This window comes from Pseudarthrobacter cellobiosi (genome assembly GCF_023913815.1).
GTDB lineage: Bacteria > Actinomycetota > Actinomycetes > Actinomycetales > Micrococcaceae > Arthrobacter > Arthrobacter cellobiosi.
The window spans coordinates 329686-350305 of sequence record NZ_JAMXBK010000028.1 but is presented as its reverse complement, the minus strand read 5'-3'; the positions used below and the strand labels follow the sequence as shown (position 1 = coordinate 350305).

Genomic DNA, 20620 nt, shown 5'->3' with positions numbered 1-20620 from the left:
GCCGCGTTTTGTCCCCGCCTTGGAAGGACCCGTCAACGATGACCACCACTGCAGAAACCACAGTCGACACCGTCCAGACCGTTCCCAGTTTCATCCAGGATTCCTGGTGGACTCCCGACGCCGGTTCGGCAGCGTCCGCTGTTCCCGTGCGGGATGCGAGCACCGGGGAAGTCCTGGCCAAGGTGAGCACCGACGGCCTGGACCTTGCCGCCGTCGTGGATTACGGCCGCACCACGGGACAGGCGGAACTGGGAAAGCTGACCTTCCACCAGCGCGCGCTCAAGCTCAAGGAGCTGGCGCAGTACCTGAACGCCCGGCGCGAGCATTTCTATACGTTTTCGGCCCAGACCGGTGCCACGAAGATCGACTCGATGATCGACATCGACGGCGGCATCGGCGTCCTCTTCACGTTCGGCTCCAAGGGCCGGCGCGAGCTGCCCAATTCGCAGGTAGTGGTGGACGGTCCCATGGAGGTGCTGTCCAAAGATGGCTCGTTCGTGGCCGAGCACATCTACACGCGCATCCCCGGCGTCGCCGTGCAGATCAACGCGTTCAACTTCCCGGTCTGGGGCATGCTGGAGAAACTCGCGCCAGCATTCATCGCCGGGGTCCCCACCATCGTCAAGCCGGCCACCCCCACCGGCTACGTGGCCGCGGCCGTGGTGAAGGCGATCATCGAATCCAACATCCTGCCGAAGGGCTCGCTGCAGCTGATTTCCGGCTCTGTCCGCGGCCTTCTGGATGTGCTGGACTACCGCGACCTGGTGGCCTTCACCGGCTCCGCGTCCACCGCGCTGTCGCTGAAATCGCATCCCAACGTGGTGCAGGGCGGCGTCCGGTTCACGTCCGAAACGGACTCCCTCAACGCCGCCATCCTTGGTCCCGACGCGGTGGAGGGCACCCCGGAATTCGACGCTTTCATCAAGTCAGTGGTCACCGAAATGACGGTCAAGGCGGGCCAGAAGTGCACGTCCATCCGCCGCGCCATTGTCCCGCAGGAGCTGGTGCCGGCGGTGATCGCCGCGATCGGCAGGCGCGTGGACGAGCGTGTGGTGCTGGGGGATCCCCGCGCCGACGGTGTCACCATGGGCGCTTTGGCGTCGCTCGAGCAGCTCACAGACGTCCGCGCCGCGGTGCAGTCAATGCTCGACGCCGGCGGTGAAGTTGCGTACGGGACGCTCGATTCGCCGTCGGTCACCTCTGCCGGCGGCGCCACGGGCGTAGTGGATGCTGGCGCCTTTATGTCGCCGGTGGTGCTGAGCTGGGCTGACGCGGAGACTGACGCGATCCACTCCCTGGAGGCGTTCGGCCCGGTAGCCTCCGTGATCGGATACACGGACCTGCCCGACGCCGTCCGCCTCGCCGCCCGGGGCGGCGGCTCCCTCGTGGCCTCGGTGTGCACCAACGATCCGGCCGTGGCCCGCGAACTCGTCACCGGAATCGCCGCACACCACGGCCGTGTCCTCATGCTCAACCGCGAGGACGCCCGCAGCTCCACCGGGCACGGCTCACCCGTCCCGCACCTGGTCCACGGCGGTCCCGGCCGCGCCGGCGGCGGCGAGGAACTCGGCGGCATCCGCTCGGTCATGCACCATATGCAGCGCACCGCCATCCAGGGTTCGCCCAACATGCTCACCGCCGTCACCGGCCTCTGGCACACCGGGGCGGACCGGAACTTCACGGTGGAGACGGAAGGCACGCACCCGTTCCGGAAGTCGCTGGCTTCGTTGCGGATCGGGGACGCCGTCCGGTCCGAGCTGCGTCAAGTGTCGTTGGCGGACATCTCGGCGTTCGCCAACTCCACCGGCGACACCTTCTATGCCCACACCAACCAGGAGGCAGCCGAAGCCAACCCGTTCTTCCCGGGCATCGTGGCGCACGGGTACCTGCTGCTGAGCTGGGCCGCCGGGTTGTTCGTGGAACCGGCGCCGGGCCCGGTCCTGGCCAACTACGGCCTGGAGAACCTCCGCTTCATCACGCCCGTTGCCGCGGGGGACTCCATCCGGGTGACCCTGACGGCCAAGAAGATCACGCCGCGCGAAACCGACGAGTACGGCGAAGTGGCCTGGGACGCGCTCCTGACCAACCAGAACGACGAGATCGTGGCCACCTACGACGTCCTCACCCTCGTCGAAAAGTAGCCCCCAGACGCTCTCTCACTTCCTGCACGTTTTTCCCCAACGCTCTCGCACTCTTGATTAAGGGGTGAGGGAGCGTTGGGGGTTTTCCTGCAGGAAGTTAGAGAGCGTTTGGATCTTTCCGGGTTGCCGCGGCGTAAAATTTCCACCGTAGGAGGTGGCCAAATGAACCTAGCCCTGAACACAGCCACAACCATCCTGCCTGTCGATGACGCAGCGCGTGCCCGCAGTTTCTACACCGAAAAACTGGGCCTCCCGCACCGCGGAATGACAGACGATGGAAGCGAATTACTCGGTAGCGACGGCGGCCCGATGCTGCAGTTGTTGCCGGTCTCGGACGGGAAGCACTCCGAGCACACCGCCCTCAGTTTCGAGGTGCGAGACATTGAGCGGATCGTGCAGGACATGGAGGCCAAGGGCGTCCGGTTCCAGGATTACGATCTGCCCAACCTCAAGACCGAGAACCACATCTGCACCACGGACTCCGAGAAATGCGCCTGGTTCATGGACACGGAGCACAACATCCTCTGCGTTCACGAGACGTTGGGTATGCAGGCCGAATACCAGCTCTGACCGCCTCAGCAGGTCGCACTAAGCAGGCAACAGCATTCCCTAGTGCTGCGCGTGGAGCCCGTCGAACGCGATGGTGATGACGTCGTCGGCCAGTTTTTCCGGCGTGAGGGAGCCGCCCGGTTTGTACCATTCCACGATTGAGTTGATGGTGCCGAACAGCAGGCGCGTAACGGTGCGAGGATCGATGTCCTGGCGCAGCGAGCCTTCGTCGCGGGCTGCGGAAATGAGGGCGGCCACCTCGTGATCAAACGCGCGACGCCGTTCCAGGGCGTCGCGCTCAATGTCGGTGTTGCCCCGCAACCGGAGGAGCAGCGTGACAAACGGCAGGCGCTCCACCAGCACCGCCACGGTCTGCCGCAGGACAAATTCCAGCCGTGCATCGGCGGCGCCGCTTTGCGCCCCGGGCTGTTCGAGGATTGATTCCAGGCCACCGAGCGCATGATCGAGCGCGAGCTTCAGGAGGTCGCCCTTGGACGGCACGTGGTGGTAGATGGCCGATTTCGAGATGCCCAGGTTCTCGGCGAGGATGCCCATGGAGGTGGCGTCATAGCCGTGCCGGTTGAAGACGTCGACGGCGATGAGCAGCACCGACTGCTGGTCGTAACCGGGACGGCCGCGCTTGCTGGGGACTGCTGTAGTGGGCATACCGGCTATTTTCCCACGAACGTTCGGTAATCCCTGCAGCGCCGCAGCCCAACACGTTCGCCCACGACGCTACTGGGCCCTACGCCTTGGGCCGCAGGTCGTAGATCCGCCGCAGTTTGCCGTTTGACCGCTCCAGTGAACCCGGCTCCACCACGTCAACGGCGCACGAAGAACCCACGTGGATCTTGATCTGCTCCTGCAAGGTGCGTGCCGCCGTCGTACTCTGCTCAGCTGTCACCGTGTCCCGGCGCTCGATCTTGACCGTCAGCTGGTCCATCCGCTGGCCCTCGGGGCGGGTGAGTTCGAGCTGGAAATGCGGGCTGAGCTCGGGGATGCGCAGCGCGATTTCCTCGATCTGGGACGGGAACAGGTTGACGCCGCGGAGGATGATCATGTCGTCGCTGCGGCCGGTGATGCGGCCCATCCGGCGGTGCGCGGGGCGGGCGGTGCCGGGCAGCAGACGGGTGAGGTCCTTGGTGCGGTAGCGGATGATCGGCAGGGCTTCCTTGGTGAGCGACGTGAAGACCAGTTCGCCATGTTCGCCATCGCGCAGCACGTTCTCCTTGCCCACTGAGGGGTTGAACGCGTCGATGATTTCGGGGCGGAAGTGGTCCTCCCAGATGTGGCTGCCGTCCTGGGTTTCCACGGCTTCGCCGGCGACGCCCGGGCCCATCACCTCGGACAGGCCGTAGATGTCGCAGGCCTTGATGTTCATGGTGACTTCGAGTTCGTGCCGCATCTCCTGCGTCCACGGTTCGGCGCCCAGGACCGCGTACTTGAGCGAGGTCGACGTCGGGTCGATGCCCATGTGCGCCATGGCATCGGCGATGGTGAGCAGGTACGTGGGCGTGGCCAGGATGGCGTCCGGCTGGAAGTCCTGGATGAGCTGGATCTGGCGTTCGGTCTGCCCGCCGGACATCGGGATGACGGTGCAGCCCAGTGCTTCGGCGCCGGCGTGCGCGCCAAGGCCGCCCGTGAACAGGCCGTAGCCGTAGGCGTTGTGGACCTTCATGCCGGGCCGGACGCCTGACGCGCGGAGGCAGCGCGCCACGAGTTTGGACCAGTCGGCCAGGTCCTGTTTGGTGTACCCGACGACGGTGGGCCGGCCCGTGGTGCCCGAACTTGCGTGCACGCGGGCTACTTCGCTCTGCGGCACGGCGAACATGCCGAACGGGTACTCGGCGCGCAGGTCTTCCTTGGTGGTGAAGGGGAAGTTGCCGAGGTCGCTGAGTTCGCGCAGGTCCGCTGGGTGGATGCCGGCGTCGTCGAATTTGCGCTTGTAGAGCGGCACGCGGTCGTAGGCGTAGGCCACGGTGTGCTGCAGGCGGGTGAGCTGAAGGGCTTCGAGTTCGTCGCGGGAGATGGTCTCCTCGCGGTCCAGGATGGGATCTGTGCCCTGGGCGGTGGACTGAGGGATGGGGGTTTCGGGGGCGTGGAGGGTCATGGTGTCCTACTTCTTGGGGATGGTGCGGCTGCGTCCGCGGAACTCGGCAATGAGTTCCCCAGGGTTGCCGGAGCTGGGTAGCGAATCGGGCTGCGCACCGGGCTGCGCGTCGGCGTCGGCGGCGAAAATCTGGATGTCGTAGAGTCCGCTGCGCCCAGAGCTGGAACGGCGGTCCGCGACGGCGGTGATCACCTGGCCGCGGTAGGCGGGCTTGAGGAAGTTGATGTCGACGCCGGCGGCAACGGTGATGCTGTCGGCCTCTTTCGGGGTGGGATTGACCGGGTTGCAGGCCAGGGCGAAGGCGGAGTCGGCGAAGGCGAAGATCATTCCGCCGTGCGCCATGCCGAAGCCGTTGAGCATTTCCTGCCGGAGGGTCATGCGGATGGTGGCGTGCCCGTCGCTGACGGCGAGGACCTCGATGCCCATCCATTCGGAGGCGTAGTCGTTTTCCAGGATGGGGTGGGTGGCCCCGGAGAGTGCTGCTTCAGCCATGCGTCATTGCCTCCAGCTTTATATACCGAATGTTCATTAGGTAATCCCAGATGCGGGGCCTGTGTCAAGGGCTGGGCCTCTCCGTGAGATGACATTTGGCGGCAGTCGTGACCTCGGACGTTGCCACCACGTGCGATCTCGCGGGCCTGGCGCCCGGCGCAGGGTTCGGCCGCCACGCGCTGCCAGGGAAGTGCAAGGATGGAGGGACCGGCACCACGCACAGCAAAGGGCGGACCATGGCCAAAGGCATCTACGTCAGCGCTACCACCCCGGGGTCGGGCAAATCGCTCGTGGCCCTGGGCCTCGCGGACACGCTCCACCGGCACGCGGACCGGATCGGCTTCTTCAAACCGGTGGTCCACGGCCCGGACGCCGCCAACGACCCCATGGTGGCGCTGATGAAATCACGCTTCGCGCTCGACGACGACCGTTGCCGTGGCGGCCTGACGTCCACCGAAGTGCGTGCCCTCCTGGCAGACGGAAAACGCGCTGACATCGATGCCCGCTGCGTGGAGATCTTCGCCGAGATTGCCAAACATTGTGACGTGGTGATCGTGGAGGGGACGGACCTCACCGGCCAGGACGCCGCCGTCGAGTTTGATCTCAACGCCCGGCTGGCCAACAACCTGGCCGCGCCGGTGGTTGCCGTGGTGGGCGCCAAGGGGCTCAGCGTCGCGGAGGCAGCGGCCGCCGTCGAGGTTGCCCGCAAGGAGCTGGTGGCCGAAAAGTGCACGCTGCTGGCCATCATGGTGAACCGCGCGGACCCGGACTTGGTGGAGGAAATCGCGGCCGCCATCAAACCGGGTGCATCCAATCGGCCCGTGTACGTCCTGCCGGAGCTTGAGGAGATCGCGCGGCCCACCACCGGCGAGGTAGCCACGGCCCTCGGGGTGCGCCAGATCGCCGGCCTCGCGGATATGGAACGCGACGTGCGGGACATTAAGGTGGCCGCCATGAATGTGGGCAACTTCCTGAACGTGCTGGACGAGGGTGCCCTGGTGATCGTTCCCGGCGACCGCGCGGACGTGATGGTGGCCTGCCTGGCGTCGTCGTTCTCGCCGGAGTTCCCGGTGCCGTCCGCGCTGATCCTGACCGGCGGCCTGTCCCCGGACGCCAACATCTACCCGCTCCTGGCGCAGGCGCCGTTCCCCGTGTTTGCCGCCAGCGAGGACACCTACACCACGGCCAAGCGGGTCTCCGAGGTCCGCAGCGAGATCTGGTCCGGGCACCGCCGCAAGGTGGCCTCCGCGCTGGGCCTGTGGTCCAAACGGGTGGATGAGGCTGAACTCGTGGAGCGCCTCCACCTGCCGCGCCTGGAACGGATGACCCCGCTGCGGTTCCTGCACGACCTCATCGAACGGGCCAGGGGGCAGCGCCGGCACGTGGTGCTGCCGGAGGGAACGGACGTCCGGATCCTGCAGGCCGCCGAAATCCTGCACCGCCGCGACGTCTGCGACCTCACCCTGCTGGGACCGGATTCGCAGGTCCGCGAGCTGGCAGCGGCAAACGGCATCGACCTCGCCGGGATCAACATCGTGGACCCGGCCACCTCGGAACTGCGGCAGGGGTTCGCGGAGAAGTACGCCGAGCTGCGCGCGCACAAGGGCGTGGACCTGCCCAAGGCGCTGGAAATCATGCAGGACGGCAGCTACTTCGGCACCATGATGGTCCAGCTGGGCGTGGTGGACGGCATGGTGTCCGGCGCCGCCCACACCACGGCGCACACCATCCGCCCGGCGCTGGAGTTCGTCAAAACGCGCGACGGCGTGAAGATCGTGTCCTCCGTGTTCCTGATGCTGATGCCGGACCGCGTGCTGGTCTATGGCGACTGCGCCGTGAACCCGGACCCCAACGTGGAGCAGTTGGCGGACATCGCCCTCGCCTCCGCCGAAACCGCCGTGCAGTTCGGGGTGGAGCCGCGGGTGGCCATGCTGTCCTACTCCACCGGCGGCTCGGGTTCCGGGGAGGCCGTGGACGAAGTCCGACTGGCCACCGAACTGGTGCGTAGACGCCGCCCGGATCTCGCCGTCGAAGGCCCCATCCAGTACGACGCCGCCGTGGACGCTTCCATCGCGGAGTCCAAAATGCCCGGCTCGTCGGTGGCGGGGCAGGCGACGGTGTTCATCTTCCCGGACCTGAACACCGGCAACAACACGTACAAGGCGGTGCAGCAGAGTTCCGGGGCGGTCGCCGTCGGGCCCGTCCTGCAGGGCCTGCGCAAGCCGGTCAACGACCTCTCGCGCGGCTGCACCGTGGAGGACATCGTGAACACGGTGGCCATCACGGCCATCCAGGCGCAGGTGCCGTCCCCGGCAGCGGTCTAATACCGGTGGTTGAGCCTGTCGAAACCCCTCGACTCGGTTTCGACAGGCTCAATCACCGGTGTCGGAGCCGCGCTGGCTTAGCTGTTTTCCGGCTTGGCCAAGCTGTCCGGGTCTTCTTCCTTGGCGGGCTCGTCGGAGAGTCCTTCGGGAGTAAGGTCCAGGTTTTGTGGATCCTTGGGTTGCTCAGGCGCCTCGCCCACTTCCGAGGCTTTGGGCTTTCCGGTATCGTCCAGGGCCGGGTTGGCGCCCTCGACGACGGTGGGGTCCTTGGTGCCGGAGCCTGTGGTGCTGGGCTCGGTGCCGGGGGCGGGTTCTTCCGTCTCGGGTTCGGTGTTGTCGGGCTGAGTGGTGTCGTTCGGCATGGAAGTCCCTCTCTGCGTAGTGCAACGTGTCCGCCGACTCTAAGCGCCTGCCGCGGCTGACGCAACGGCAGGCGCGGGGTGAGCCGGTCTGTAGCCTCAGCCCTGACGGGCCTTCATCCGCGGATTCTTCTTGTTGATCACAAAGGTGCGGCCCCGGCGTCGGACGATCTGGGCGCCGGGAACCTTCTTCAGGGCGCGGAGGGAGTTTCTGACTTTCATGGGCTTGCTCCTTGTATTAGTAGCGGTTTTGACGGTTGCGGGTAGGTGCAGTGTGAAGCCGGGGCCGTTCAGAACGGGGCGGGGTCGAGCTGGAACGGGTCGGTCAGACCGGCGAACCCGGCCTCCATCTCCGCGTCGGTGAGTTCGCAGGCGGAGAGCAGCTGCGCAATTTCCCCCGGGTCCATGCCCTCTCCGGTCGCGGCCAGCACGCTTCCGCGGTCCCCGTGTTCCGGATGCCAGTCCAGGTGGGCGTCCACATGGTTGAGGGGATCGGGCGCCGCACCGGCGTCCTGGTCTGCCAGCCACGGTCCGGTATTTTCGAGCCAGACACGCGGGCCGATGCCCTGGATGGCGATCCGGCACTGCGGTGCGGCGGCGATCCACAGGCGTCCCCGCAACCAGCAGCACCCTTCCGCGAGGGACGCCAGGGCGTGCCGGAACCGCTCAGGGTGCAGCGGCCGTTGGGCCCGGTGCGTGACGGTAGTGAACGGTGACGTTGAGGACGACGCCGGGATCCGCACCGAACCGGGGACCGTCCGGCTCAGGGCGTCGTGGTAGTTGTGGCGGCCTGGGCGGATGAGGCGGGCGTTTTCCGCCACGTCAGCGTGAGGGGCCAGTTCCCTGACCAGTTGCACGCCGCGAACACGCAGGGCGGGGTCGGCCGGAAATAGGTCCACCTCCGCCAGCAGGACGGTGTCATTGAACGACAGCTCGCCGATAAGGAATTCACCAGCAGTGCGCTGGTCCTCCGGGACCGGCGTGAACCCGGACTCAAACAGGGTGTGGTGGTCCCAAATGTGGTCCTCAAGCGTGTCAGGGGCGCAGGCAAGGACAGCGGAATCAATCGTCACCGGGCGGGAAAGGCCACGCCGCAGGGCTCCGATCGCGGCCTCCGCAGACACGGCCGGAGGGAGCCCGATGATGGCTTGGGTCTCCCCGCGTTCCAGCAGCCGCTCGATGGTGGGCACGAGGTCCAGCCGCACGGTGCAGCTCAGGCAGCCGTGTTCCAGCTGCGTCTCGGCGCGCTCCACAAGCCCGGACTGGCTGGAGATCCTGCGGATGACCACGCCGTTCTCCAACAGGTCGTGCAGGACCACCACGGCGCCGGGATTGGCCGCGGCCGCGTCTTGGCAGGCTTGCTGGCGGCACAGGGCGTCCAGGGAGCTGATCACAGTGATATGCATGGCGATCACTCTAATGAGAATCATTATCATTTGCAACCGAAGTATCCAAGGGGCAACTTATAGAGTGGATCCCGGGGAGCGCTGCGCCAGGCTCCAGCACCACCCCTCGTCAGCTGTGCCAGCGGCACCAAGGCTTCAGGAGGCCCCCATGCTTGTGCTCGTTATCAATTCCGGTTCGTCCTCGCTCAAGTACCAGGTCCGGGACGTGGCCGCCGGCATTGTGCTGACCGAAGGGATGATCGAGAAGATCGGCATGGGCAACGGCGGTGATGGCGACGGCGAAATCGAGGGCCCCCGGGACCATGCGGAGGCGCTGGAACTGGTAGATGCCGCGATCCATGCCGAGCTCGGGGACCTCGAACTGGCGGCGGTGGGCCACCGTGTGGTGCACGGCGGCGAGAGGTTCGCCGAGCCAGTGCTGATCGACAACGAGATCACCCGTGCCATCGAGCGCCTCAACCCGCTGGCGCCGCTGCACAACCCCGCCAACGTCCTGGGCATCCGCGCCATCAGCAAGAAGTGGCCGGACCTGCCGCAGGTGGCCGTGTTCGACACAGCTTTCCACCGCACCCTGCCCGAGCACGCCTGGCGCTACGCCGTTCCGGACGAGCTCTACACGAACCACGGCATCCGCCGCTATGGCTTCCACGGCACCTCGCACGAGTACGTCACGCACCGCGCCGCCGCGCTGCTGGATCTTCCCGTGGACGAGTTCGACGGCGTGATCGCCCACCTGGGGAACGGCGCCTCCGTCACGGCCATCCGTCGCGGTCATTCGGTGGACACGTCCATGGGCTTCACGCCGCTGGAGGGCCTGGTGATGGGCACCCGCTCAGGCGACCTTGATCCCTCCATCCTGGTATTCCTCGGCCGGTACGGGTGGACGCCGGAGGACATCGACACCATGCTCAACCGCGAATCGGGGCTGAAGGGGCTCGCCGGGAACAACGACATGCGCTCGGTGGTGGAGGCGTCAGAGGCCGGCGACGCCAAGGCTTCGATGGCGCTCGCGGTCGCGTCCTACCGGCTGGCCAAGTACATCGGCGGCTACCACGTGGCCGTCGGGGGTGCCAAGGCACTCGTGTTCTCGGCCGGGATCGGCGAAAACTCGCACCAGTTCCGCGCCCTCGTGACTGACAGGCTGCACGCGCTGGGCATAGAGCTCGACGCCGGCCTGAACAGTCAGCGGTCCAAGGAACCGCGGGTGATTTCCTCGGCAGCGTCCGTCATTCCCGTTTTGGTGGTGCCCACCGACGAGGAGCGCGCCATCGCAGAGGCAACTGCCGCCGTCGTCCACTCCGCTGGTACCCGGTGATCGAGCTTGTCCGCCCCGGTGTTTGAGCCTGTCAAAACCCTGACAAGCTCGATCACCGGGCTGCGGGGTAGCCTCAGTCCATGCCTGAGATCACTTTACCCATCCGCACCGAGCGGTTGATCCTGCGCCGGTTCGAAGCTGCGGACCTGGACACCTTCCATGCCTACCATTCGCTGCCTGAAACGGCTCGCTTCCTGCCGGGGGAGGCCAAGAGCTACACCAAGTGCATGGAGTCCGTGGGCAAGTACGCCAACTTCGTCTTCGAGAAGGAGGGCGACTGGATATGCCTGGCCATCGAGGCCGTGGACGGCCCGGGACTCCTCGGCGAGGTGGTGCTGAAGTGGCTGCCGGGCAGCGGGCAGGGCGAAGTCGGATGGAGCCTGGCGCCGGCCGCGCGGGGCAACGGCTACGGGGCCGAGGCCGCGGATGCGGTGCTGATGCTGGGATTCGACGAACTGGGGATGCACCGGATCGAGGCAAAGCTCGACGCCCTGAACACCGCCTCCGCCGCCTTGTGCGAACGGCTGGGCATGCGGTTGGAAGCCCGTTTCATCGACAAGTGGCATTACAAGGGCCAGTGGGCCACTGAGCTGATGTACGCGATCCTCGAGGACGAATGGCGCGCGCTCCCGGTGATCGAGCCTGACGGTGATCGAGCCTGAGCCCGTCAGTAATGATTGATGTGGGGGTCGGGTTGGTCTGACTCAGAGCCTGTCTGACGCTTTGGCTGTCTTTATTTCGATGCGTCGGCCGGCCTGGTCCCCGTCACTAATTAGTGATGCGTTCAGGAATGCCGTGCATGACTTAATAGGAGCCTGACTCCAGTCCCGTTACTGACTTGTCTGTTGGCATTCCTGAACGCTGACCCTCACGAAAGGGCTTCTTCCAGCATGCCGGAAAACATTCATAAAATCATCATTGGTGTGGACACCCATAAGGACTTCCACCACGTTGCCATTATCACGACGTTGGGTGCAGCGGTCGCGGACCGCCAGTTCCCGGCGACCCCGGCCGGGTACGGGGAGGTCCTGGACTGGGTGGCCGGTCACGGGCAGGTCCTGCGTGCCGGTGTGGAAGGGACGGGTTCCTATGGTGCCGGGCTGACCAAACGATTCCGGGTTGCCGGCATCGAGGTCGTTGACGTCATTGCCCCGGATAAGCAGGAGCGGCGTCTGCGGGGCAAGACGGACAAGATTGATGCGTATTCCGCGGCCCGGGCCGTGCTCGCCCAGCGCGCCACGACGGTCCCGAAGACCCGTGAGGGCCACGTCGAGGCGATCCGGGTCCTGCACACCACCAAGCGGCTGGTCATCAAGCAGAGCACCGAAACGATGAACCAGCTCAAGGGGCTGCTGGTCTCCGCCCCGGACACGTTGCGTGAGAAGCTGGCTGGCCTGACGGGCAAGCCACTTTCCCGTGCCTGTACGCGCCTGCGCGCGCTCAAGACTGATGACCTGGTGACCCAACACAGCAAGACGGCCCTGAAAGCACTCGGGAACAGGCATCTGGCGCTGCAGGCCGAAGCCGCGGCCCTGCTGAAGGACTACGAGGCCCTGGTCAAGGACTACGCCCCGGAGCTTCTGGCCGTCCACGGCGTCGGTCCCGACGTTGCTGCGGCCCTACTGACCGTGACCGGGGAGAACGTTGACAGGATCACCAGCGAATCAGCTCTCGCCCACCTCTGCGGCGCGGCTCCGATCCCCGCGTCCTCCGGGAAAACGAACAGAAACCGGCTGAACAGAGGAGGGAACCGGCAAGGCAACGCCGCCCTCCACCGCATCATTGTCAGCCGCTTGAAAGGCCACCAAGCCACCAAGGACTACATGACCAAATCCCTGGCCCGAGGGAAGGGCAAACGCGAGGCTATGCGGCTACTCAAACGCTACGTCTGCCGCGAAATTCATCCCATCCTCATCAAGATCCAACAACGCCACCAAACCCTTCAACAAGCCGCTTGACAACCATAGGAGCGTCGAGATCCGATCGATTGCTCCGTAACGGCCCTTTTGAGCGCTGAAAACGGCGGCTATGGAGCAACCGATGGGTTATCTCAGGCCATTGACTGCCTGCTGGGCCAAGGCCAAACTGGCGTTGTGCCTAGCTGCCGGCCATGCCGCGCTGGCAACAGGCGTGTCCGAGGAGAATCCGATGCCCACCGTGGAAGAAAACGTCTACATTGCCCGCCCGCCACAGGAAGTCTTCAATTTCCTGTCAAAGGGCGAAAACATTCCAGTCTGGGACTCCTCGGCGGTCCATGCCGAAACGGTCGGGACCGAGCCTGTTGCAGTCGGCACACGGGTCAAGGGCGTCAGCAAGGTGGTGGGCAGGAAATTCGACTGGACAACGGAGGTCATCGAATTCCAGCCTCCAACCCGCCTTGTATCCCGCTCGGTGGAAGGAAAGCTGGAATTCACTGTCACCAATGCACTCGAACCTGAAGGTGACGGGACCCGCCTGAACTTCCGGATCGATGCGGCATCTGGCCTGGGCGGGGTGTTCGGCAAGCTGGCCGACCGGTTCGTGGAACAAGCCCAGGCCCGGACTGTCCGCGCCAATCTCGCGACCCTCGCCGAGTTGCTCACTGAGCACCCCGAATACGGCCGGGATGACGGCTGAGCCGCGAGATCGGATCGATTGCTCCGTAACGGCCCTTTAGGGCGCTCAAAACGGCGGTTACGGAGCAATCGATGGACTACTTTAGGCCGGCCCCCGGGAGCAGCTCCGTAGCGCCCAGTGAATCGGCGATGAACGCGTAGTCCCACGCCCGCTCGCGCCACTGGACATAGCGCCCGGACGCGCCGCCGTGCCCGCCGTCCATCTCGATCTTCATCACCACAGGCTCCGTGCCGGTGGTCTTGTTCCGCAGCTCCTGGACCCATTTGGCCGGCTCCACGTACAGGACGCGCGTGTCGTTAAAGGACGTCACCGCGGCCACCTTGGGGTAAGCAACTGAATGCACGTTCTCGTACGGCGAGTACGACTTCATGTAGGCGTACACCTTGGGATCCGTAATGGGGTTGCCCCACTCCTCCCATTCCAGCGCGGACAGCGGAAGCTCCGGGTCCAGGATGGTGGTGAGGGCATCCACGAACGGCACCTGCGCCACCACTGCGGCGTACTTTTCCGGTGCGAGGTTGGCCACGGCACCCATCAGCAGGCCGCCCGCCGAGCCGCCCAGTGCCGCAATTCGGGACGGATCCACCCACCCGGATTTGGCCAGCCAGTCGGTGGCGTCCAAAAAGTCCGTGAAGGTGTTCTTCTTGGCGAGCTTCTTGCCGTCCTCATACCAGTGCCGGCCCAGCTCGCCGCCGCCGCGGATGTGCGCGATCACAAACACCACACCGCGGTCCAACAGCGACAGCCGCGCGATGCCGAAACCGGGGTCCATGCTCAGTTCGTAGGAGCCGTACCCGTAGACCAGGCCAGCCGCCGTCGAATCCTGTTTGACGCTCTTGTGCCGCAGCACAGACAGGGGGACCCGCGTGCCGTCCGCGGCGTCGGCCCATTCGCGGGTGGCCACGTAGTCGCTGCCGTCGTAGCCGCCCAGCACCGGGCTTTCCTTGCGGAGCAGCAGTTCGCCGGCGGGCTGCGCCGCGGTGGGCAGCACAAAGTCGTAGACGCGCGACGGCGTGAAGTAGGACGTGTAGCCCAGCCGGATGACCGGTGCCTCGTAGTCCGAACCGCCGACGCCGGACGTGTACAGCTCCTCGTCGAACGCCGGTTCCACCGGAGCTTCCTGAGCGGGCGTACCGAGGCCGGCCAGTCCCAGCACCTGGACGCGTTCGATGGTGTCCTTGCGGACGGACACAATCAGGTGCGTGGAGGTGACGCCGGCACCGTTGACGCGGACGTCGTCGGAATGCTCGACGACGGTGCTCCAGTGCTGCTCGGCCAGCGGCTTGGTGAGCTCGGCGGGGTCCGCCAAGGAGACCATGGAGTTGATGGCACCGCGGTTGTGCGTGAGCAGAATGCGCTCTGATTTTTCGCCGTCAGGACCGGTGAGGAGGAACGGTTCGGCCTCGTAGAGGACGCGCTCGTCCCGTGAAATCACGGTGGTGAGGGCCGCCGTCGGGTCATCAAAACGCAGCAGGCGGGTCTCGCTGTACTCGGAGCAGCCGATGCCCAGCACGAGGTGGCGCCTGTCAGAGGAGAGCTCAAAGCCCAGCCACATGGCGACGTCGTCCTCCTGGTAAATCACCTCATCGTCGGTGGCCGGCGTGCCCAGGACGTGGGACTTGACCTGGTACGGGCGCCACGACTCGTCCACCACGGTGTAGAAGATACGGGTGCCGTCGGGGGAGAAGCTGACGCCGTAGAAGATGTTCTCGATGACGTCCGGCAGGAGTTCACCCGTGCGGAGGTCCTTGATGTGGAGGGTGAAACGTTCGTCGCCGGCGTTGTCCACGGCGTAGGCGTAAAGGTGCCCGTCCACCGTGACGGCCGAGCCGCCCACCGAGAAGAACGGCTTGCCTTCGGCCTCAAGGTTGCCGTCCAGCAGCACTTCCTCGCCGGGGATTTCGACGCCGGCCTCCACGGCGGGGGGAGTCCAGTCGGCCACGGGGTTGCCGGTGTCCTGGGCGCGGACGCGGCACTGGATGCCGTACTCCTTGCCCTCAACCGAGCGGCTGAAGTACCACCAGCCGTCCTTGCGGTTTGGGACAGACAGGTCTGTCTCCTGCGTGCGGCCCTTGATTTCCTGGAAAATGGCCTCGCGCAGCGGCTCCTGGTGGGCGGTGACCGCCTCCTGGTAGGCGTTCTCGGCCTTCAGATGCTCAACCACCTCGGCGGATTCCTTCTCGCGCAGCCACTCGTAGTTGTCCACGAAAGTGTCGCCATGGTGTGTCCGCTCGTGCGGGACCTTCTTGGCCACTGGGGGCGCGGGGGAGGCGGCGGCGGACGAACTGGCGGAATCCTGCAGCGGAGTCTGGGTCATGCCTTCAATATATAGAGCCGCGCCGACAAAAAGGCCGCCGTTCGCTACCGGGGTAGCCCCCTCCTGCCACGTTGATCTTTCACTTTTGGTCCCTAAGCCGGGGGCAAAGCGACTGTAAGTGATAGATCAACGGAGCCGCCAGTCGGACGGGCCGCTAAGTTACCGGCCGGAACCCCTTGAACCATCCTCCGCCGGGTGCTAGAACGGCATTACCGGGAGGATCCGGACGCGTTCTTTTTCATCTGCCTCTTAGGGCGGTTAGCCGTTTCGGCACGCCACAGCGCCAGATAGCGCATCGGCAGTCTGCGGGCGACCCTTCCGATACGGTGGCCCCCGGCCTCGCCGGGGGCCACTTTTTGGCGCCCCTTGGCTTGCTGTTGTGGCTTGCCTGGCCGTGCTTTTGCGGGTTGCCACAGAACGCGGAGCGGGACCTTGACAGGGCGTCATTATCGCGGGGTAATTGTAAGCACTCTTAGTAACTTTTGGGGGCGATGATGCGAAACCTAATTCCGAAAGGCATCCTCCGGAAGGTGCTCCTGCCGCCCACGTACGGCCTGCACCTGACACGGGGAGCTGAGTTCACGGTGCTCTCCGTCGAAGTCTGGAGCACGTGCCTGGTGGCCAACATCCACGTGGAATCCGCTGCCGGGAGGGCCATCCCGGAAATTGCCATCGAAGACCATTGGGGCACGCTCTACACCTTGCGGGATTCAGCCAGAATAGGCTCCCGGAACCTGCAGGTATTCACCCCGTCCGTCCCGCCCGGCACCAGGAGCCTGACCATCAGGTCCACCGACGACGCCGATGCGCGCCTGGTGGTGACCTTCGCCGTCCCACTGATGCGGGAAGCCGGCCAAGCAGTCAAAGCGCCGGTTTCCCGCCCGGTCCGACTGCGCCGTCCGGCCTAGAAGCAGGCCAATCAAGAACGCACTCACTGCAGGGATTGAGAGAGCGTTCGGGAAATTTCTGCAGGAAGTGAGAGAGCGTTGGTGGGCGGGCAGGCGTATCCTGATCACGCAAAGGCGTACCCGCCCAGCGTGAGAGGGGAAGTTCCATGACCATCCCGCCAGTGCACGAACCAGAGCCGTTCCCGCCGGAACCAGGCCCGGACCCCTTTAACCCGGACCCCACCCATCCCGGCCACCCGGGACCGGACAGGCCCAGCCCCATCCCGACGCCGGAACCTCCCGGCCCGCTGCCAGTCCCGGATCCGGGACCGGCACCGCTGCGCCCGGACCCCACCCGGAGCTAAGTCACCAATGGAACGGCCCCCGGCATAGCCGGGGGCCGTTCCGCTTAGTTCCCGCTGGAGCCCGGCGCTCAGTCCCCGGATGCATACCCTCCCGCGTACTACCCGCCCGCGTACTCGGGCAGCCGGCCTTCGCGCATGGCAGCCGCCACCTGGGCGATCCCGCCATAGTCCGGGAACACCACCGACGCCCCTCCTGGTGCCGTGCCCACCCCGGCTGTCGGCAACGTGAGCGAAACAACGGCGTTGGGGTCGATGCCGCGCATCGCGTATGCCAGGACCGCCACGCCCACAGGATCAAAGCCCTGGTCCACGGTGAGGTAGCCGGATGCGAAATTCACCAGGGCCCGCACCGCAGTCACGTCGTGCAGGGCGCCGTCGCTGGTGAGCCGGGCGAGGATGGCGCGGAGGAACGTCTGCTGGTTCCGGACCCGCTGGAAGTCGCCGTCGACGAAGGCGTAGCGCTCGCGGACGAATTCCAGTGCCGCCTGGCCGTCGAGGTGGTTCACCCCCGGTGTGAAGACGTGCTGCGTTTCGTGAGTGGACTGGAACGGCACGGTGACGTTCACGTCAATTCCGCCCAGCCCGTCAGTGAGCGTCTTGAAACCGTGGAAGTCCAGCATGAGGGTGTGGTCGATGTGGGTCCCCATCAGGGACTCCACCGTCCGCGTGGCCAGCGGGATGCCGCCCACCTGCAGGCTGTCGTTGATCTTGGCGAAGCCGTAGTCGGGGATGCTCACGTACAGGTCCCGCATGAGGGAGACCACGTGCACGCTGCGGCGGTCGGCCGGGATGTGGACCAGCATGAGAGTGTCGGCGCGGTGGTCCTGCGATTCGCCCGTGGCTGCGGTGACGGCCGCCTGCTCCCTGGCATTGGCGCGGCTGTCGCTGCCGATCACCAGGATGTTCATGGGCGCCGCGGGGAGTTCCGCGATGGGTTCGGGCGGCGGGGGAGGGGCCGGCGCCGGTGGCGGTGGCGGTGTCGTCTCCGAAGGAGTGGGGGTGGCGGTGTCCGTGATGATGGGCGCCGGGGCTGCAACTTCCGCGGCAGGGCGGCTGAACAGCAGGGCGGACACGGCGACGACGGCCACCAGTACCAGCGACAGCACCGCCGCGATCACGCGGTGCCGTTTCAGCGCGGCAGGCGCAGCAGGCTCGGGGCCGGAAGGGGCCGGGCCGATTGGATCAGGACCGCTTGGGGTGCTCACCATGACTTAGTGTCCGCCCTCGGAACCGATTACGGCTACATCGCGGGGCGTGTCGTTTCCATGCTGTAACGTACGACGGCGGCGCGCCGGGTTCAGTGGAAAGCCCCGCAGTGCGGGGCGCACTAGGCTCTTGGTCAGAAACGGGATATCTGTGGGGGATCTGATGGAAAATACGAAGCCGGTTCTGCTTGTCACCAGCCGGGCGGCCTGGGAGAAGCAGTACGAGCGTTACAAGCGAATGGGCAAGCGGCTGAATACGGTCCAGGGGCTGCTCTTCATCCCATTCCTGGCCAGCCTGCTGTTTCTGGCAGGTGTGCTGTTCCCCCTGGTTGCAGGGGACATTGCCTTTGGCCACCCGGGCTACTACTGGTACCGCGCGGTAAGCGACATGGGGCTGCTGATCGGCGCCATATCCTTCGTGCTCTACGCCGTGTACGGCTTTCTTCACCGGCATTTGGTGCGCCGGGCTCATCTTGCCTTGGGGCTGAAGGCAGACGGCACGTTCGTGGAAGTGCGTGAAGTTACTCCCGAGGCGGCGCCGGCCCCTCGCTAGCGCCGGCTTGCCCGGGAGCGTTTAGGCGGGAGTGTTCAGGCGCGCGTGCCGCAGGATGGAAACGATGGCAGGGGCCAGTTCGTCCTCCATCTGGCGGTAGATCTCGGGGCTGCGCCGGTAGGGGTCGATGATGTCGTTTTCGGAAGAATCCGCCGGCAGTGACAGGTGCCGGACGGACGCGGCGCGCGCTGGCAGCCCCCGCCAGAAGGCGGTGTTGGCACTGAGGGGACTGCCGCCGTCGTCCGCTACCGGAACGTTTGCGGCAATGTCCGCACGCTCGTCCAGGACGTCGAGCATCCGGGCGAACTCGCGGATGGTGAAGGTGCGCTTGAGTAGGGAGGCGTCCAGCTGGAGCACTTCGCCGCGGTGGCCGGAGGTCATGGTGAGCACCAGGTCCACGCCGCGCAGGATCTTGCTGGTCAGCTGCCGCGAGACGAAACCGTCCGGGTTCCCGCCAAAAGTGCGCACAATGTCGCCGGACAGCGGCTGCATCGGATCGCCCACCATGGCCCGGGTTCCGGCGCTGGTGACCTCAAATCCGCCCGGCCTCACCTGGTCCAGCCCGGCCTGCAGCAGCCGTTCAGCCACGGGGGAGCGGCAGATGTTGCCGGTGCAGACCGTCAGGATCCTCACGGGTGCGGGGGCAGATGCGGGGGATTCCACGGAACTTCTCTTTCCAGCCGATGCGCCGGACCGGTGCGGCCCGTCGTGTCTTTCAACTTAACACGTGCGGGTGCCGACGCCCCCAGCACCGGATGCCGCCGTCGTGATTTTTCGAGTGAAGACCCATCCTTGGAGGCATGGTGGTACGAATCACACTTGACCACCGGGATTCCCCTGTGGTCGCCGACCAAGGAGTGAATCGTGAAACGGAATACAAAGTTAGTTTTTGGTGGTGCCGGTGTGGCACTGCTTGCGGCTGCGTCGCTGGGTGCCATGCCGGTAATGGCCCAGAGCCCAAAGTCCGCGGAGAAGACGGTCACGCTGAGAGCCACCCTCACGGAGCTTAACGGCTCCGGGGCTGCGGGCACAGCCACTGCTGTTGTCCGCAACCAGAAGATCCAGCACATCGAGGTCCACGCCACCGGGTTGACGCCTGATGCCCCGCACGCCCAGCACATCCATTACGGCAACCAGGCCCTGAACGAGTGCCCCACGCTGGCGCTGGACAGCAACGGTGACGGACGGCTGAATACTGTCGAGGGTGTTCCGGCCTACGGTCCGGTTGTGGTCTCGCTCAACACCACCGGTGACACCACCCCCGCCAGTTTCCTGGACGTTTCCCGGTTCCCCGTCTCCCAGGACGGCAGCTATGACTACAGCCGGGACAACATCGAATTTACTGATGTAGCCGGGACCGGCTACCCGGGTGCCGGCGGGCTCGGTACCGCCAAGCAGATCGCTGACTCCGTCCGCGAAGGCGAGGGCGTCCTGGTGATTCACGGGCAGGACTACGACGGCAACGGAACCTACAACTTCAGCGATCCTGAAGGTGCCAGTGAGCTTGACCCGAACCTCCCGGCAGAGGCCACTGACCCCGCCGCCTGCGGCGTCCTGCGCTAAGCGCGCACTTCCCCGCCCTGCGGGCCCCAGCAAGGCTGAAACCCCAGTGCCCTGCTTGGCCTGAAGGCGGCAATGAACAGCAGCAGGTAGGGCCGGCCCGCGGAGTGCGGACCGGCCTTTCCTGGTGCCTGACGTTCGGCGCCGGCACGGATCCGGACTTCTTCAACGTCAGGCCGGCCGCGCGGGTATTTGTTGCCTTTCCGTGCGGGCCTGCCCGTAGCGGGTGAGGCCACGCGGCTTATAGACAGACAGCACTGTGGCTACCAGCAGCGCGATCAGAGCTGCGCCGGCGTCGGCGACGAGTTGGATCCTTATCCCTGTCATGTTCATGGATCCAAGGTTCGAGGCTGACGCGATCTCCGCCATCCGGGTCACTGGCTGCAGATGCACGAGCAGCAGGACACTCGCCAACGACGTG

At 65.7% G+C, this 20620-nt stretch carries 20 protein-coding genes; 11 read left to right on the top strand and 9 right to left on the bottom strand.

Features of this window, described 5'->3' with window-relative positions; translation table 11 throughout:
• Positions 1–38 precede the first annotated feature (38 nt).
• Entirely contained in the window at positions 39–2141 is a 2103-nt protein-coding gene (paaZ, locus tag NG701_RS19805; protein ID WP_252570203.1) for a phenylacetic acid degradation bifunctional protein PaaZ, read from the top strand.
• Between the two features lie 162 nt (positions 2142–2303).
• Positions 2304–2711, top strand: a complete 408-nt coding sequence (locus tag NG701_RS19800; protein ID WP_252570201.1) for a VOC family protein — start codon at positions 2304–2306, stop codon at positions 2709–2711.
• A 39-nt stretch (positions 2712–2750) separates the two neighbouring features.
• On the opposite strand, the gene NG701_RS19795 is transcribed toward NG701_RS19800, so the two are convergent.
• The 3 genes from NG701_RS19795 to NG701_RS19785 form a co-directional block, all read right to left on the bottom strand.
• On the bottom strand, positions 2751–3356 hold the full coding sequence (locus NG701_RS19795) for a TetR/AcrR family transcriptional regulator (RefSeq protein WP_056346431.1): 606 nt from the start codon (positions 3354–3356) through the stop codon (positions 2751–2753).
• Positions 3357–3435: 79 nt separating this feature from the next.
• A complete protein-coding gene (paaK, locus tag NG701_RS19790; RefSeq protein WP_252570199.1) occupies positions 3436–4800 on the bottom strand; it encodes a phenylacetate--CoA ligase PaaK in 1365 nt (454 codons plus the stop codon).
• A gap of 6 nt (positions 4801–4806) precedes the next feature.
• Positions 4807–5292, bottom strand: a complete 486-nt coding sequence (locus NG701_RS19785; RefSeq protein ID WP_252570196.1) for a hotdog fold thioesterase — start codon at positions 5290–5292, stop codon at positions 4807–4809.
• Positions 5293–5528: 236 nt separating this feature from the next.
• On the opposite strand from NG701_RS19785, the gene pta reads away from it, so the two are divergent.
• On the top strand, positions 5529–7616 hold the full coding sequence (gene pta / locus NG701_RS19780; protein ID WP_252570579.1) for a phosphate acetyltransferase: 2088 nt from the start codon (positions 5529–5531) through the stop codon (positions 7614–7616).
• 77 nt (positions 7617–7693) lie between these two features.
• Here the strand turns inward: pta and NG701_RS19775 are convergent, their stop codons facing one another.
• From NG701_RS19775 to NG701_RS19765, 3 genes are all read right to left on the bottom strand, one after another.
• The gene (locus NG701_RS19775; RefSeq protein WP_252570194.1) at positions 7694–7978 is read right to left on the bottom strand and encodes a hypothetical protein; all 285 of its coding nucleotides are present in this window, start codon (positions 7976–7978) and stop codon (positions 7694–7696) included.
• Between the two features lie 96 nt (positions 7979–8074).
• Positions 8075–8197 carry a type B 50S ribosomal protein L36 gene (ykgO, locus tag NG701_RS19770; protein WP_058931424.1) on the bottom strand — a complete coding sequence of 41 codons (123 nt, stop codon included), beginning with the start codon at positions 8195–8197 and terminating at the stop codon, positions 8075–8077.
• A 68-nt stretch (positions 8198–8265) separates the two neighbouring features.
• Positions 8266–9381, bottom strand: coding sequence for a GTP-binding protein (locus NG701_RS19765; RefSeq protein WP_252570191.1), 1116 nt, complete (start codon positions 9379–9381; stop codon positions 8266–8268).
• A 148-nt stretch (positions 9382–9529) separates the two neighbouring features.
• On the opposite strand from NG701_RS19765, the gene NG701_RS19760 reads away from it, so the two are divergent.
• The 4 genes from NG701_RS19760 to NG701_RS19745 all read left to right on the top strand — a co-directional run bounded on the left by NG701_RS19760 (position 9530) and on the right by NG701_RS19745 (position 13312).
• Entirely contained in the window at positions 9530–10696 is a 1167-nt protein-coding gene (locus tag NG701_RS19760; protein WP_252570189.1) for an acetate kinase, read from the top strand.
• A gap of 80 nt (positions 10697–10776) precedes the next feature.
• The gene (locus tag NG701_RS19755; protein ID WP_252570187.1) at positions 10777–11358 is read left to right on the top strand and encodes a GNAT family N-acetyltransferase; all 582 of its coding nucleotides are present in this window, start codon (positions 10777–10779) and stop codon (positions 11356–11358) included.
• A 228-nt stretch (positions 11359–11586) separates the two neighbouring features.
• Positions 11587–12654, top strand: a complete 1068-nt coding sequence (locus tag NG701_RS19750; RefSeq protein ID WP_252570185.1) for an IS110 family RNA-guided transposase — start codon at positions 11587–11589, stop codon at positions 12652–12654.
• Positions 12655–12736: 82 nt separating this feature from the next.
• Positions 12737–13312, top strand: coding sequence for an SRPBCC family protein (locus tag NG701_RS19745; protein WP_252570182.1), 576 nt, complete (start codon positions 12737–12739; stop codon positions 13310–13312).
• Between the two features lie 76 nt (positions 13313–13388).
• Here NG701_RS19745 and NG701_RS19740 read toward each other — a convergent pair whose 3' ends face one another.
• Positions 13389–15629: a S9 family peptidase gene (locus NG701_RS19740; protein ID WP_252570157.1), complete on the bottom strand. Its 2241-nt coding sequence runs from the start codon at positions 15627–15629 to the stop codon at positions 13389–13391.
• A 494-nt stretch (positions 15630–16123) separates the two neighbouring features.
• Here NG701_RS19740 and NG701_RS19735 point away from each other — a divergent pair, with 494 nt between their 5' ends.
• Entirely contained in the window at positions 16124–16537 is a 414-nt protein-coding gene (locus NG701_RS19735; RefSeq protein ID WP_252570154.1) for a hypothetical protein, read from the top strand.
• 146 nt (positions 16538–16683) lie between these two features.
• A complete protein-coding gene (locus NG701_RS19730; protein ID WP_252570151.1) occupies positions 16684–16881 on the top strand; it encodes a hypothetical protein in 198 nt (65 codons plus the stop codon).
• Between the two features lie 98 nt (positions 16882–16979).
• On the opposite strand, the gene NG701_RS19725 is transcribed toward NG701_RS19730, so the two are convergent.
• On the bottom strand, positions 16980–18089 hold the full coding sequence (locus NG701_RS19725) for an LCP family protein (RefSeq protein WP_252570149.1): 1110 nt from the start codon (positions 18087–18089) through the stop codon (positions 16980–16982).
• A gap of 148 nt (positions 18090–18237) precedes the next feature.
• On the opposite strand from NG701_RS19725, the gene NG701_RS19720 reads away from it, so the two are divergent.
• On the top strand, positions 18238–18639 hold the full coding sequence (locus NG701_RS19720; protein ID WP_252570147.1) for a hypothetical protein: 402 nt from the start codon (positions 18238–18240) through the stop codon (positions 18637–18639).
• A 21-nt stretch (positions 18640–18660) separates the two neighbouring features.
• Here NG701_RS19720 and NG701_RS19715 read toward each other — a convergent pair whose 3' ends face one another.
• Positions 18661–19302, bottom strand: coding sequence for an arsenate reductase/protein-tyrosine-phosphatase family protein (locus tag NG701_RS19715; RefSeq protein ID WP_252570144.1), 642 nt, complete (start codon positions 19300–19302; stop codon positions 18661–18663).
• Positions 19303–19503: 201 nt separating this feature from the next.
• Here NG701_RS19715 and NG701_RS19710 point away from each other — a divergent pair, with 201 nt between their 5' ends.
• Positions 19504–20202, top strand: coding sequence for a hypothetical protein (locus tag NG701_RS19710; RefSeq protein WP_252570142.1), 699 nt, complete (start codon positions 19504–19506; stop codon positions 20200–20202).
• Positions 20203–20620: the final 418 nt, after the last annotated feature.

Coding starts and splice junctions, on each gene's coding strand:
- paaZ (WP_252570203.1), top strand. CDS start 39: ATGACCACCACTGCAGAAACCACAGTCGACACCGTCCAGACCGTTCCC.
- NG701_RS19800 (WP_252570201.1), top strand. CDS start 2,304: ATGAACCTAGCCCTGAACACAGCCACAACCATCCTGCCTGTCGATGAC.
- NG701_RS19795 (WP_056346431.1), bottom strand. CDS start 3,356: ATGCCCACTACAGCAGTCCCCAGCAAGCGCGGCCGTCCCGGTTACGAC.
- paaK (WP_252570199.1), bottom strand. CDS start 4,800: ATGACCCTCCACGCCCCCGAAACCCCCATCCCTCAGTCCACCGCCCAG.
- NG701_RS19785 (WP_252570196.1), bottom strand. CDS start 5,292: ATGGCTGAAGCAGCACTCTCCGGGGCCACCCACCCCATCCTGGAAAAC.
- pta (WP_252570579.1), top strand. CDS start 5,529: ATGGCCAAAGGCATCTACGTCAGCGCTACCACCCCGGGGTCGGGCAAA.
- NG701_RS19775 (WP_252570194.1), bottom strand. CDS start 7,978: ATGCCGAACGACACCACTCAGCCCGACAACACCGAACCCGAGACGGAA.
- ykgO (WP_058931424.1), bottom strand. CDS start 8,197: ATGAAAGTCAGAAACTCCCTCCGCGCCCTGAAGAAGGTTCCCGGCGCC.
- NG701_RS19765 (WP_252570191.1), bottom strand. CDS start 9,381: ATGCATATCACTGTGATCAGCTCCCTGGACGCCCTGTGCCGCCAGCAA.
- NG701_RS19760 (WP_252570189.1), top strand. CDS start 9,530: ATGCTTGTGCTCGTTATCAATTCCGGTTCGTCCTCGCTCAAGTACCAG.
- NG701_RS19755 (WP_252570187.1), top strand. CDS start 10,777: ATGCCTGAGATCACTTTACCCATCCGCACCGAGCGGTTGATCCTGCGC.
- NG701_RS19750 (WP_252570185.1), top strand. CDS start 11,587: ATGCCGGAAAACATTCATAAAATCATCATTGGTGTGGACACCCATAAG.
- NG701_RS19745 (WP_252570182.1), top strand. CDS start 12,737: ATGGGTTATCTCAGGCCATTGACTGCCTGCTGGGCCAAGGCCAAACTG.
- NG701_RS19740 (WP_252570157.1), bottom strand. CDS start 15,629: ATGACCCAGACTCCGCTGCAGGATTCCGCCAGTTCGTCCGCCGCCGCC.
- NG701_RS19735 (WP_252570154.1), top strand. CDS start 16,124: ATGCGAAACCTAATTCCGAAAGGCATCCTCCGGAAGGTGCTCCTGCCG.
- NG701_RS19730 (WP_252570151.1), top strand. CDS start 16,684: ATGACCATCCCGCCAGTGCACGAACCAGAGCCGTTCCCGCCGGAACCA.
- NG701_RS19725 (WP_252570149.1), bottom strand. CDS start 18,089: ATGGTGAGCACCCCAAGCGGTCCTGATCCAATCGGCCCGGCCCCTTCC.